Source organism: Kosakonia oryziphila, from assembly GCF_900094795.1.
Taxonomy (GTDB): domain Bacteria; phylum Pseudomonadota; class Gammaproteobacteria; order Enterobacterales; family Enterobacteriaceae; genus Kosakonia; species Kosakonia oryziphila.
The window spans coordinates 76,644-89,225 of sequence record NZ_FMBC01000016.1; the positions used below are offsets into that span (position 1 = coordinate 76,644).

Consider the following 12,582-nt stretch of genomic DNA (forward strand, 5'->3'; position numbering starts at 1 on the left):
AGCGCAACTCCGCGCTGAGCCTGGTCGGCTTTTATGCAGAATACAGGCTGATAAAAACCCGCTAATGCAGGTTGAAAAACGGACGGCTAGCCCAAAATTTCTTATGTTTAAATCTAGCCTGATTTGTGATGTTTATTGTGTTAAAACACACGCCACAACACAACCCTAACCATAATTACTCTCTCCGGGAGGTATCACCGTGAGCTTTTTCGATAAAAAAGACCTTGTTTCTCAATCAGAAGCATTGCCCGGACGCAATACACCCATGCCTGTCGCCAGTTTACACGCTGTCAACGAGCATTCAATGAGCCATATTCCGGAAGGTATGGAGATTGCACTGTTTGCTATGGGCTGTTTCTGGGGCGTAGAGCGCCTGTTCTGGCAGTTGCCGGGCGTCTACAGTACCGCTGCGGGCTACACCGGCGGCTATACGCCAAACCCGACTTATCGCGAAGTGTGCACCGGACTAACCGGCCATGCCGAAGCCGTGCGCGTGGTATACGACCCAAAAGTAGTGAGTTACGAGCAGTTGTTGCAGGTGTTCTGGGAAAACCACGATCCGGCGCAAGGAATGCGTCAGGGTAACGATCTCGGCACTCAGTACCGCTCAGCGATCTACCCGCTAACACCGGAGCAAAACGCCGCCGCACACGCCAGTCTTGAACGTTTCCAGGCGGCCATGCGCAGCGCCGGAGATGCGCGTACCGTCACCACTGAGATCAAATCCGCAACACCGTTCTACTACGCGGAAGATGAGCACCAACAGTATCTGTATAAAAACCCGCATGGCTACTGCGGTATCGGTGGGATTGGAGTTTGTTTACCGCCGCAGCTCACCCCGTAAAATAGTAAGGGAACTTTCACGCATTTCGGCGAAAATTAAGTCTCTGGCAGCTTGCGACAGGCTTACGCTATACTACCCCTCGAAATTGCCGGCTCACCGCTTCGGGCCGGCTTTCATTGTGTTTACCACATGGATATTCAAAACCCCTTCCGAGGATCCGGTTAATAGCTGGATAAATTATGTTAAACAGCATTTTAGTCATACTCTGTCTGATCGCGGTAAGTGCGTTTTTCTCGTTGTCAGAGATCTCACTCGCCGCATCGCGAAAAATTAAGCTCAAACTGCTTGCCGATGAAGGCAACATCAACGCACAACGCATCCTGAAAATGCAGGAAACGCCCGGCACTTTCTTTACGGTGGTGCAAATTGGTCTTAACGCCGTCGCCATTCTTGGCGGTATCGTCGGCGATGCAGCCTTCTCTCCCGTTTTTCACAGCATGTTGATCAACATCGTTTCCCCCGAGCTTGCCGAACAGCTCAGCTTTATTATCTCCTTCTCGCTGGTGACCGGGCTGTTTATTCTGTTCGCCGACCTGACACCGAAACGCATCGGTATGATTGCGCCCGAAGCCGTGGCTTTGCGTATCATCAACCCGATGCGCTTCTGTTTGTTCGTTTTCCGTCCGCTGGTCTGGTTCTTCAATGGCCTGGCCAACGTCATCTTCCGCATTTTCAAACTGCCGATGGCGCGCAAAGACGACATCACCTCCGATGATATTTATGCCGTCGTGGAAGCCGGAGCCTTAGCCGGGGTGCTGCGTAAGCAGGAACATGAGTTGATTGAGAACGTGTTTGAACTGGAGTCACGTACCGTGCCGTCGTCAATGACCTCGCGCGAGAACGTGATTTGGTTCGATCTGCATGAAGATGAGCAGAGCCTGAAAAACAAAGTCTCTGAACATCCGCACTCCAAATTTCTGGTCTGTAACGATGATATCGACCATATCGTCGGCTATGTTGATTCCAAAGATTTGCTCAACCGTGTGCTGGCGAATCAAAGCATGGCGCTGAACAGCGGCGTGCAGATCCGCAACACACTGATCGTGCCGGACACCTTAACCCTCTCGGAAGCGCTGGAAAGTTTCAAAACTGCTGGTGAAGACTTCGCGGTGATCATGAACGAATACGCGCTGGTGGTCGGTGTTATCACCCTTAATGACGTGATGACCACGCTGATGGGCGATCTGATCGGCCAGGGACTGGAAGAGATGATTGTCGCCCGTGATGAAAACTCATGGTTGATAGATGGCGGTACGCCGATTGATGACGTGATGCGTGTGCTGGATATCGATGAATTTCCGCAGTCCGGCAACTATGAAACCATCGGCGGTTTTATGATGTTTATGCTGCGTAAGATCCCCAAACGCACCGATGCGGTGAAATTCTCCGGCTATAAGTTTGAGGTGGTGGATATCGATAACTATCGCATCGATCAACTGCTGGTTACCCGTATCGACACCCGCACGACACTGCTGACGCCAAAGCTGCCCGACGCGGAAGATAAAGGCGTGGCGTAATCGCCTGCTGAAATATCAACGGCCCCTGCGGGGCCGTTTCTTTTAGTACTTAAACTACTGCATAGCACAACGGGTTGGTTAAGCCATCTCTGTTTGCAGACGCATAACCTGACGGTTGACTTCGGACATCACAGACAGATGCTGTTTGTCCTTCACTTTCGGGATAAGGATCTTCCCCTTGTCAAACTCGAAAGCGCCAACGTCCTTGATATACAACCGTCCACGGAACAGGATTTTTACGTACTTAGCCACCTGAAGTGGGTTGTAACGCTGGAAAATTTTCATTCTTGTTTCTCCTGTAAAGCATTACGCCCTTGCGGTTCCACAATCGGACCAGCGTTGGTGAGCGCAAATTTTAATGCTCAATGACTATAGTTCAGAACCTCACACATACATAGTATGAATAACTTTATTTACCTTTTGATGACAATTATTCAGAGTATTCTTTTTAGCCACTTAATCCACGCAGTATAAAGCTACGTTTTTTCACAGATATGTGCGTCCGCCCGCAAACTGGCACCCTGCTTGCGGGAAAAACAGATAGATCGCATTTATGATTAAAACCGTAAGTCAAGTGGTCGGATCACCTGCATAACGATAAGGAAACACCATGACCCTACGTTCTATCCTGGCAGCGACATGCCTGTTACTGCCGCTGATGGCTTCAGCCCATAACTTAGAAACCAATCAGCGCGTGCCGCCTGTGGGCATCGCCGACAGAGGGGAGTTGATTCTTGATAATGACAAGTTTAGCTATAAAAACTGGAACAGCGCCCAACTTCCAGGCAAAGTACGGGTTGTGCAGCATATTGCTGGTCGCACCTCCGCTAAAGAGAAGAATGCCGGGCTGATTGAGGCGATAAAAGCCGCAAATCTGCCCCATGACCGCTATCAGACCACCACCATCGTTAACACCGATGATGCTATTCCGGGCAGCGCCATGTTTGTGCGCAGCAGCATTGAGAGCAACAAAAAACTCTATCCGTGGTCGCAATTTATTGTGGATAGCGAAGGTGTGACGCGCAAAGCGTGGCAACTGGACGAAGAGAGCTCCGCGATTATCGTGCTGGATAAAGAAGGCCGCGTGCAGTTTGCTAAAGACGGTGGGTTAAGCCAGCAAGAGGTGCAGCAGGTGATAGACCTGCTGCACAAGTTACTCAGTAAATAGAAACCCGAAAGCCGGGGTTGAGGAAGGATTCGCGCGGGGTGTAATCCAGTGTACGCCCCTGCCAGTCGCGAACATGCGCCCCGGCTGCTACCGCAACAGCATGCCCTGCCGCCGTATCCCAGACGCTGGTCGGCCCGAAACGCGGATAGAGCTGGGCTTTCCCTTCCGCAACCAGGCAGAACTTCAGCGATGAACCAATTGCCGTGGTTTGATGTTCGCCTAGTTGCTGTAAATACTCTTTCAGTTCATCGTCGGCGTGGGAGCGGCTGACCACGACCAGAGGCGGACGCGCATTACGCACCTGAATCTGCTGGTGATGTCCCGCTTCCTCCTTCCACGCTTTTCCTTCATCGGCAGAATACATCACTTTCAGAACCGGCGCGTAGACTACGCCCAGCACAGGTTTTCCCTCGTCAATCAGGGCGATATTAACCGTGAACTCGCCGTTACGCTTGATAAACTCTTTGGTGCCGTCCAGCGGATCCACCAGCCAATAGCGTCCCCATGTCTGGCGAATTTCCCACGCGGGCGGATCCTCTTCCGAGAGCACCGGGATATCCGGTGTCAGCGCCTGCAGACCGCGTACAATCACGCCGTGGGCCGCAATATCTGCGGCGGTCACCGGGGAATCATCCACCTTGCTGGTGACCTCCATCGGTTTGTGACCGTCATACACCTGCATAATGGCGTCACCCGCTTCCCGCGCGAGTTGGCAAATTGCATCTAACATATCCACCTCTTATCTGTTCAGTGGTTTGTAACTCGTTGTTTTACTTATATCGCATTGCGCTGGAATCTGCCATCTGTGATAGCGATTGCGTTTTCTTTGCTCACTTTTATGTCAGTATTCACAGTTCTGTAAGCAACAAAATGTACATAACAGTTTCTTTTGTGGCTTAGTTCGAAAAAGGATGCCTCTGATGATTAAGTTTAGTGCAACGCTTCTGGCGACGCTGATTGCGGCCAGCGTGCAGGCTGCAACGGTGGATTTGCGTATTCTGGAAACCACTGATTTGCATAGCAACATGATGGATTTTGATTACTACAAAGATACCGCGACGGAAAAATTCGGACTGGTGCGCACTGCCAGCCTGATCAACGCCGCACGGGGCGAAGTCAAAAACAGCGTGCTGGTGGATAACGGCGACTTAATCCAGGGCAGTCCGCTGGGCGACTATATGGCGGCAAAGGGGCTTAAAGCCGGGGACATTCATCCGGTCTATAAGGCAATGAATACCCTTGATTACGCCGTTGGTAACCTCGGCAATCACGAATTTAACTACGGCCTTGATTACCTGCACAAAGCACTGACAGGGGCGAAATTCCCTTATGTAAATGCCAATATTATTGATGCCAAAAGCAAAAAACCGCTGTTCACGCCTTACCTGATTAAAGAGACTGCTGTGCAGGATAAAGAGGGCAAACCCCACACGCTGCGCATCGGTTATATCGGCTTTGTGCCGCCACAAATCATGGTGTGGGATAAAGCCAACCTCAGCGGCAAAGTGACGGTCAATGACATCACCGAAACCGCGCGCCGCTACGTGCCGGAAATGCGCGCCAAAGGTGCTGATCTGGTGGTCGTGGTGGCACACTCCGGGCTGTCGGCGGAGCCATATCAGGCAATGGCGGAAAACTCCGTTTACTACCTGAGCGAAGTGCCGGGTGTCGATGCCATTCTGTTTGGTCACGCTCATGCCGTCTTCCCGGGTAAAGATTTTGCCGCCATCAAAGGCGCAGATATCAGCAAAGGCACGCTGAATGGTATTCCGTCGGTGATGCCGGGCATGTGGGGCGATCATCTTGGCGTCGTCGATCTGGTGTTGAACAACGATTCAGGCAAATGGCAGGTGACACAATCCAAAGCCGAAGCGCGCCCCATCTACGACGCAGCGGCGAAGAAAGCCCTCGTTGGCGAGGACAGCAAATTGGTCGAGATCCTAAAACACGATCATGACGCCACGCGTCATTTTGTGGGGAAGGCAATTGGTCAATCGGCCGATAACATGTACAGCTACCTGTCGCTGGTGCAGGACGATCCGACTGTACAGGTGGTGAATAACGCGCAAAAAGCTTACGTGGAACGCTTTATTCAGGGCGATCCCGATCTGGCGAAACTGCCGGTGCTCTCTGCTGCCGCTCCATTTAAAGCGGGTGGGCGTAAAAACGATCCTGCCAGTTTTGTTGAAGTGGAAAAAGGTCAGCTCACGTTCCGTAATGCCGCTGATCTCTATCTCTACCCCAACACGTTAGTGGTGGTAAAAGCGACCGGTAAAGAAGTAAAAGAGTGGCTGGAGTGTTCTGCCGGGCAATTTAATCAAATCGATCCCAACAGCGATAAGCCGCAAAGCCTGATTAACTGGGATGGTTTCCGCACCTATAACTTCGACGTTATTGACGGCGTGAAATATCAGATCGATGTGACGCAACCTGCGCGTTACGATGGCGAATGCCAGAGTATAAACCCGCAGGCGGAGCGTATTAAGGATCTGACGTTCAACGGCAAGCCTATCGATCCGAATGCGGTTTTCCTCGTCGCCACCAATAATTACCGCGCCTACGGCGGTAAGTTTGCCGGAACCGGCGACAGCCATATCGCTTTTGCTTCGCCGGATGAAAACCGCGCCGTGCTGGCAAAGTGGATCAGCGATGAAACGAAGCGCGTCGGGGAAATCCATCCCGCCGCAGATAACAACTGGCAACTGGCACCGGTTCACACAAGCCACAAGCTGGATATTCGTTTTGAAACTGCGCCGACGGAGAAAGCCGCCGCGTTTATTAAACAGAACGCACGTTATCCGATGCAAAAAGTGGGGAACGACGAAGTCGGTTTCGCGATTTATAGCATCAATTTAAACAAGTCCTGATTAACCCGGTCCGGAAGATATACCTTTTATCGTCCGGTATCATCCAGTCGGCGCAGCGCTATCCGGCATCTTGCCGGGTGGCGCTGATGCTTACCGGGTCTACGCCACCTGTTTCGCATGATGCGCCAGCACCTGTGGAATATTCAGTTCTATCCAGTCCGCCAGCGCGGCCACCTTCTCGCTGACCTCCTCGCCGAGTGGGGTCAGACTATACTCAACATGCGGTGGTACAACCGGGTACGCGACACGGTTAATAAAACCATCCTGCTCCAGCCATTGCAGGCTTTGCGACAGCATCTTTTCGCTCACGCCGCCCATCTTGCGGCGTAGATCGCTAAAACGGTACGTGCCATCACGCAGCGCCACGAGGATCAACACGCCCCAGCGGCTGGTCACATGTTTGAGGACATCCCGCGACGGACACTGCTCGGCGAACAAATTACCGTCGCGTATCTGTTCACTCAAGGTCTGGGGTGCAGAAACTGTTTTCATACTTACCTTTTTGTACGTACTTACTAAAAGTTAGTTTGAGTGATAGCTTACCACAACACTCACTGAACACGTAAGGAGAACACCATGATCGCACTTACCGGCGCAACCGGCCACCTGGGCCAGTTTGTGGTAGAAGAGCTGTTGAAAACCGTCGCGGCAAAACAAATCGTCGCCATTGTTCGTAACCCGGCGAAAGCCGAAGCGCTGAGCAAACAGGGTGTACTGGTGCGTCAGGCCGACTACGGCGACCAGGCCGCGCTAACGCAGGCGCTGGCAGGCGTCGATAAACTGTTGCTGATCTCCAGTAGCGAAGTGGGCCAGCGCGCCGCACAGCACCGTAATGTAATCAATGCTGCTAAAACCGCAGGGGTGAAATTTATCGCCTACACCAGCCTGCTGCATGCGGATAAATCCCCTCTCGGCCTGCACGTCGAACATGTCGAAACCGAGAAAATGCTCGCTGAATCCGGCATTCCGTATGCATTACTGCGCAACGGCTGGTACAGCGAAAACTACCTTGCCAGCGCACCAGCGGCACTGGCGCACGGTGTCTTTATTGGGGCCGCAGGTGACGGCAAAATAGCCTCGGCGACCCGCGCGGATTATGCTGCCGCTGCTGCTCGTGTGCTTAGCGAAGAGGGCCATGCCGGGAAAGTTTATGAACTGGCGGGTGATACCGGCTGGACATTGAGCGAACTGGCCGCCCTGTTAAGTAAAACCAGCGGCAAAAACATCGTTTATCAAAACCTGAGCGAGGCGGATTTTGCCGCTGCGCTAAAAGGCGCTGGCCTGCCGGACGTGTTTGCTAATCTGCTGGCGGATTCCGATGCCGGAGCCGCAAAAGGCGGTCTGTTTGATGACAGCAAAACGCTCAGCAAGATGATTGGCCGCCCGACCACGCCGATCGCTGACAGCGTCAATGCCCTGGCGTGACGGTTAAATATTGGTTAATTTTTGTAGCCTGCCGCCGGGTCATCCTGAATAATGCAGCGATGACCCGCGTGGAGAAGCATTGTGGAAGGCGTACCAGAACAGTTTAACGACGAGCGAGATTGCGCGCGCTTCCGCCATCTGGCAAAGGTGCCGGGCGTTGAGCTGTACCACGCGCATATTTCCCGTTACGCGTTCGAACCCCACACCCATGAAGCGTTTGGCATTGGCGCCATTGAAGCCGGTGCCGAACGCTTTCGCTATCGCGGTACGCAGTATGTCGCCCCGGCCAATTCCGTGGTCACTATGAACCCCGACGAGCTGCATACTGGTGAAGCGGCAGCCGACGACGGCTGGCGTTATCGCATGGTCTATCTCGATCCGCAGTTGCTTGAGGAGGTGACCGGCGTCCGCCAGTGGTGGTTCAGCGAGGTAATGCGTCCCGATCCGCTACGCACCCGGCAGATCTGCTCGCAGATCCATGGCCTGTGGCACACCGATGATCCGCTGGCGCAGCAAGGTATTTTGCTGGATCTGATCGATACTTTTCGCCCGCTGGCGCATCACGCGCCGCAGCGCCCGGAAGGCGCACACCGTTTTGAACGCGTACGCGACTATCTGCACGACAACTATATGCGCAGCCTGACGCTGGACGAGTTAGCGAGCGTTGCTGCGCTTAGCCCGTACCATTTTCAACGCAAGTTCAAGGCGTACTTCCATGTCACGCCACACCAGATGTTAATGGCGATCCGCCTGTGGCGGGCAAAAGCGTTTCTCACGCAGGGTATGCCTGCGGCAGACGTCGCTGCCATGACCGGGCTGACGGATCAATCGCATCTGACACGCGCCTTTACCCACCGCTACGGCATCACGCCAGTGCGTTACCAGAAGCAAGTTATCCGCCGTTAAAGCGCAATCTCATACAATATTTTGCACCATCGCTTCCCTACACTGGCGACAGCCAATGTAAACGTGGATGGAATGATGATTAGTGGTGTGTTGTATGCCCTGCTTGCCGGGCTGTTGTGGGGCTTAATTTTTGTTGGGCCGCTGATCGTGCCGGATTACCCGGCGGTATTGCAATCCACTGGTCGTTATCTGGCGCTGGGCCTGATCGCCCTGCCGCTGGCGTGGCTCGGTCGAGTACGTTTGCGCCAGTTAACGCGCGGCGACTGGATGACTGCGCTGGCACTGACGATGATGGGTAACCTGATTTATTACGTCTGTCTGGCGAGCGCCATCCAGCGTACTGGCGCGCCGGTATCGACCATGATCATCGCCACCCTGCCGGTGGTGATTCCGGTGTGTGCCAACCTGCTCTATAGCCAGCGGGACGGCAAACTCTCCTGGCGTCGGCTGGCGCCCACGCTTGCCTGCATCGCTATTGGTCTGATGTGCGTCAATATCGCCGAATTGCGCCATGGTCTGCCGGGTTTCACCTGGAGCCGTTACGGTTCGGGGATCGCACTGGCCTTTACCTCGGTGGGTTGCTGGGCATGGTATGCCCTGCGTAACGCCCGCTGGTTGCGGGAGAACCCGGATAAAAACCCGATGATGTGGGCGACGGCGCAGGCGCTGGTCACATTGCCTGTCTCGCTGATCGGTTATCTCGCCGCCTGCCTGTGGCTTGGTGTACAACAACCCGATTTTCCCCTGCCGTTCGGCCCGCATCCGCTGGTGTTTGTCGTGCTGATGTTTGCTATTGCCGTGCTCTGCTCGTGGGTAGGCGCGCTATGCTGGAATATCGCCTGCCAGAGTCTGCCAACGGTTATAGTCGGCCCGCTGATTGTTTTCGAAACGCTGGCCGGGCTGCTTTATACCTTCCTGTTGCGCCAGAGCATCCCGCCGCTGCTCACCTTTTGCGGCGTTGTGTTGCTGGTGTGTGGCGTGGTGATGGCGGTGCTGTCTAAACCGCAAAAAGTAAGTGTTATTTCAGTAGCGCAGGAATAAAAAACCCGGCGTCATTGCGCCGGGTCTGGTCAGCCTGAAGCGAGGATTTAGAAGGTTTCCCAGTTCGCTTCGCTAAGGCTCTCTGCGGCTTTCGCCTGCGGTTTGCTGTCCGGTTTTACCAGCGCAGGCGTGCGCAAGCTGCGGTTACGGTTGATTTTAAATACCGCTACCGTTTCCGTCAGGCGTGCGGCCTGCTCTTCCAGCGCGGCTGCTGCGGCAGCAGATTCTTCCACCAGCGAGGCGTTCTGCTGAGTAACGCGATCCATCTCAGCAACAGCCTGACCCACCTGGTCGATACCGCGGCTTTGCTCATCCGAAGCCGATGAGATTTCGCCCATGATATCCGACACGCGGGTGACCGCACTGACGATCTCTTTCATTGTATCTCCGGCTTGATGTACCAGCTCAGCGCCTGCGTCAACGCGGCTGCCGGAATCTTCGATCAGCCCTTTGATCTCTTTCGCCGCCTGCGCGCTGCGCTGCGCCAGCGTACGAACTTCGCCAGCAACGACGGCGAAACCGCGGCCTTGTTCGCCAGCGCGGGCGGCTTCAACCGCAGCGTTCAGCGCCAGGATATTGGTCTGGAAGGCGATGCCGTCGATCACGTTGGTGATTTGCGCGATTTTGCTGGAGCTAGTGGCAATTTCGTCCATCGTACGCACCACGCCCTCCACAACCTGACCACCTTTTTTCGCCGTGCTGGAGGCATTCTGCGCCAGTTGCGTCGCCTGGCGGGCGTTGTCGGCGTTCTGCTTCACCGTTGCTGTCAGCTGTTCCATGCTGGCCGCAGTCTCTTCCAACGAGGCTGCTTGCTGCTCGGTACGGGAAGAGAGATCGTTGCTACCGGCTGAAATTTCTCCCGCACCGGTATAAATGGTATCGGCGCCATCGCGAACCACGCTGACGGTTTTCGTCAGTGACTGCTGCATCTCCTGCACGTTTTGCGCCAGCAGCGCCATCTCGTTTTTGCCTTCGGCATCGATTGCGTGTGTTAAATCGCCTGCCGCAATGTAACGGATATGCCCTATCACTTCATGCAGCGGTTTCAGCAGTACACGCTGCATCGCCATCCAACTGATGATGATCACGGCCAGAACAACAACCATGACGACACCCAGAATCCACAGGATACGCTGGTAATCACTCTCGTTTTCGATCACGCCCTGGCTCGCCAGTACAGCCTGAGCATCCCGCCATGCGCGGTAGCTTTTCTGCATAGCGACCTGTTTTTCTTCAGCATTCTGGCGGAACATATCTTCCAGATTGCCCGCCATCAGCAGACGGTTCATTTCTGTCAGCGTCGCATGGTAAATGCCGTACTGTTTTTCCAGGTCACTGGAAAGATTTGGATCCAGCCCCGGCGTGTTCGTTATCGATTTGTATTTTTCAAAATACTTTTGCGCCTGATTCAGCAAGTCAGTAGTCGTGTTGACCAGCTCGCTCAGTTGCCCGCCATTGATCTGGCCGGCGGCGCTACCTTGTAAGCGCAACATACCGCGGTTCAACGTGACGCGCGCCTGGTTAAGGCTAATCCAGGCATCGGTGAACGCAGAAACGTTCTGGCTGGAGAGATGAGAAACGTTAAAATTGTTTTTGTCATTATTCAAAGCGCTGACAAACACGCCGGCAGAGATAAGCTGCATCGTACCCAGTACGAGCAATACCATAATTAGTAATGTAATAACTTTAATACGCTTGAACATAATAGGCCTTCTTTTAATATGGGAATGGTCTAAGTATCTGTATCGGCAGCGTTACGTAGTTGTTTAATCCAGATACAAAGTCACATCCAAAATTTTTCAATAAAGTTACTCATATTCAACAAGTTAGCATGCACAATATTTTTTGTGACAAATGTCACATTTTTGTGTAATTAGGGCATAAGCCAGTTTTTACCCCACTCCCAAAGGGGTATATCATTGATGAAAAGATGTATTTAAAATGCATTTTATAATTTCACGATGAGGTAACTGCTATGGCTTTTCGCGATCAACCCCTGGGTGAGCTGGCGCTCTCAATCCCTCGCGCTTCCGCACTGTTCCGTCAATACGATATGGACTACTGCTGCGGTGGTAAGCAAACACTGGGGCGCTCTGCGGCGCGCAAAGAGCTGGATATTGATGTGATTGAAATCGAGCTGGCAAAACTAGCCGAGCAGCCCATCGAGAAAGACTGGCGCGTTGCTAAACTTTCGGAAATCATCGACCACATTATCGTGCGTTACCATAATCGCCACCGCGAACAACTGCCGGAACTGATTTTGCAGGCCACCAAAGTGGAACGCGTGCATGCCGATAAACCGAATGTGCCGCACGGATTAACCAAATATTTGACGATGCTGCACCAGGAGCTTTCCAGCCATATGATGAAAGAGGAGCAGATCCTGTTCCCGATGATCAAACAGGGCATGGGTTCGCAGGCCATTGGGCCGATTACGGTGATGGAGAGTGAACACGATGAAGCTGGTGAATTGCTGGAAGTCATTAAGCACATCACCAACAATGTTACGCCGCCGCCGGAAGCCTGCACCACCTGGAAAGCCATGTATAACGGCATCAATCTGTTAATTGACGATCTGATGGAACACATCAGTCTGGAAAACAATAACCTGTTTCCGCGTGCCCTCGCTGGGGAATAATAAAAGGCGCCCAAAAGAGCGCCCTTGATTCATGGAAGTTTAGAGCCGCTTTGCGGCTCTCAGACTGCTGACGAACCCCATGTTTTTGCATGGGGTTCTTCTTTTGTAGCGACCGCAGGTCGCGATCGCGATATTTTCCCGCTTTAACCTGTCATCACTTTCTCTGGCTTCACAGG

12 protein-coding genes are annotated in these 12,582 nt (G+C 53.3%); 8 read left to right on the top strand and 4 right to left on the bottom strand.

The genetic code is table 11. The annotated features are described in order from the left end of the window. Positions 1-199 precede the first annotated feature (199 nt). Together msrA and paeA are read left to right on the top strand one after the other, a co-directional pair. Positions 200-844, top strand: a complete 645-nt coding sequence (gene msrA / locus GA0061070_RS09830) for a peptide-methionine (S)-S-oxide reductase MsrA (protein WP_090135715.1) — start codon at positions 200-202, stop codon at positions 842-844. 179 nt (positions 845-1,023) lie between these two features. Next, positions 1,024-2,361 (top strand): polyamine export protein PaeA, encoded by a 1,338-nt coding sequence (paeA, locus tag GA0061070_RS09835; protein ID WP_090135717.1) that lies wholly within the window; start codon positions 1,024-1,026, stop codon positions 2,359-2,361. A 78-nt stretch (positions 2,362-2,439) separates the two neighbouring features. On the opposite strand, the gene GA0061070_RS09840 is transcribed toward paeA, so the two are convergent. Then, positions 2,440-2,646 (bottom strand): DUF1107 domain-containing protein, encoded by a 207-nt coding sequence (locus tag GA0061070_RS09840; RefSeq protein ID WP_003856054.1) that lies wholly within the window; start codon positions 2,644-2,646, stop codon positions 2,440-2,442. Positions 2,647-2,971: 325 nt separating this feature from the next. On the opposite strand from GA0061070_RS09840, the gene GA0061070_RS09845 reads away from it, so the two are divergent. Then, positions 2,972-3,529 carry a YtfJ family protein gene (locus GA0061070_RS09845; protein ID WP_090135719.1) on the top strand — a complete coding sequence of 186 codons (558 nt, stop codon included), beginning with the start codon at positions 2,972-2,974 and terminating at the stop codon, positions 3,527-3,529. On the opposite strand, the gene cysQ is transcribed toward GA0061070_RS09845, so the two are convergent. Continuing rightward, positions 3,519-4,259: a 3'(2'),5'-bisphosphate nucleotidase CysQ gene (gene cysQ / locus GA0061070_RS09850; protein WP_090135721.1), complete on the bottom strand. Its 741-nt coding sequence runs from the start codon at positions 4,257-4,259 to the stop codon at positions 3,519-3,521. The two genes, GA0061070_RS09845 and cysQ, sit on opposite strands and share 11 nt — an antisense overlap. Before the next feature lie 190 nt (positions 4,260-4,449). Between cysQ and GA0061070_RS09855 the strand changes: the two genes are divergently transcribed. Continuing rightward, positions 4,450-6,396, top strand: coding sequence for a bifunctional 2',3'-cyclic-nucleotide 2'-phosphodiesterase/3'-nucleotidase (locus GA0061070_RS09855; RefSeq protein WP_090135723.1), 1,947 nt, complete (start codon positions 4,450-4,452; stop codon positions 6,394-6,396). Positions 6,397-6,495: 99 nt separating this feature from the next. Here GA0061070_RS09855 and GA0061070_RS09860 read toward each other — a convergent pair whose 3' ends face one another. After that, the gene (locus tag GA0061070_RS09860; RefSeq protein WP_090135725.1) at positions 6,496-6,888 is read right to left on the bottom strand and encodes a winged helix-turn-helix transcriptional regulator; all 393 of its coding nucleotides are present in this window, start codon (positions 6,886-6,888) and stop codon (positions 6,496-6,498) included. Positions 6,889-6,972: 84 nt separating this feature from the next. Between GA0061070_RS09860 and GA0061070_RS09865 the strand changes: the two genes are divergently transcribed. From GA0061070_RS09865 to GA0061070_RS09875, 3 genes are all read left to right on the top strand, one after another. After that, the gene (locus tag GA0061070_RS09865) at positions 6,973-7,821 is read left to right on the top strand and encodes an SDR family oxidoreductase (RefSeq protein ID WP_090135727.1); all 849 of its coding nucleotides are present in this window, start codon (positions 6,973-6,975) and stop codon (positions 7,819-7,821) included. A gap of 81 nt (positions 7,822-7,902) precedes the next feature. Continuing rightward, complete coding sequence (locus tag GA0061070_RS09870; RefSeq protein ID WP_090135729.1) at positions 7,903-8,727, top strand: AraC family transcriptional regulator; 825 nt, start codon at positions 7,903-7,905, stop codon at positions 8,725-8,727. A 75-nt stretch (positions 8,728-8,802) separates the two neighbouring features. After that, positions 8,803-9,768, top strand: coding sequence for a DMT family transporter (locus GA0061070_RS09875; protein ID WP_090135731.1), 966 nt, complete (start codon positions 8,803-8,805; stop codon positions 9,766-9,768). 47 nt (positions 9,769-9,815) lie between these two features. Here the strand turns inward: GA0061070_RS09875 and GA0061070_RS09880 are convergent, their stop codons facing one another. Continuing rightward, positions 9,816-11,471, bottom strand: a complete 1,656-nt coding sequence (locus GA0061070_RS09880; protein WP_090135733.1) for a methyl-accepting chemotaxis protein — start codon at positions 11,469-11,471, stop codon at positions 9,816-9,818. A gap of 272 nt (positions 11,472-11,743) precedes the next feature. On the opposite strand from GA0061070_RS09880, the gene ytfE reads away from it, so the two are divergent. Then, entirely contained in the window at positions 11,744-12,406 is a 663-nt protein-coding gene (gene ytfE / locus GA0061070_RS09885; protein WP_090135734.1) for an iron-sulfur cluster repair protein YtfE, read from the top strand. Positions 12,407-12,582: the final 176 nt, after the last annotated feature.

What these genes read in the sequence shown, in the direction of transcription:
- GA0061070_RS09875 (WP_090135731.1), top strand. Translation starts at nt 8,803, where the DNA reads ATGATTAGTGGTGTGTTGTATGCCCTGCTTGCCGGGCTGTTGTGGGGC.
- cysQ (WP_090135721.1), bottom strand. Translation starts at nt 4,259, where the DNA reads ATGTTAGATGCAATTTGCCAACTCGCGCGGGAAGCGGGTGACGCCATT.
- GA0061070_RS09845 (WP_090135719.1), top strand. Translation starts at nt 2,972, where the DNA reads ATGACCCTACGTTCTATCCTGGCAGCGACATGCCTGTTACTGCCGCTG.
- GA0061070_RS09860 (WP_090135725.1), bottom strand. Translation starts at nt 6,888, where the DNA reads ATGAAAACAGTTTCTGCACCCCAGACCTTGAGTGAACAGATACGCGAC.
- GA0061070_RS09855 (WP_090135723.1), top strand. Translation starts at nt 4,450, where the DNA reads ATGATTAAGTTTAGTGCAACGCTTCTGGCGACGCTGATTGCGGCCAGC.
- paeA (WP_090135717.1), top strand. Translation starts at nt 1,024, where the DNA reads ATGTTAAACAGCATTTTAGTCATACTCTGTCTGATCGCGGTAAGTGCG.
- ytfE (WP_090135734.1), top strand. Translation starts at nt 11,744, where the DNA reads ATGGCTTTTCGCGATCAACCCCTGGGTGAGCTGGCGCTCTCAATCCCT.
- GA0061070_RS09880 (WP_090135733.1), bottom strand. Translation starts at nt 11,471, where the DNA reads ATGTTCAAGCGTATTAAAGTTATTACATTACTAATTATGGTATTGCTC.
- GA0061070_RS09865 (WP_090135727.1), top strand. Translation starts at nt 6,973, where the DNA reads ATGATCGCACTTACCGGCGCAACCGGCCACCTGGGCCAGTTTGTGGTA.
- GA0061070_RS09840 (WP_003856054.1), bottom strand. Translation starts at nt 2,646, where the DNA reads ATGAAAATTTTCCAGCGTTACAACCCACTTCAGGTGGCTAAGTACGTA.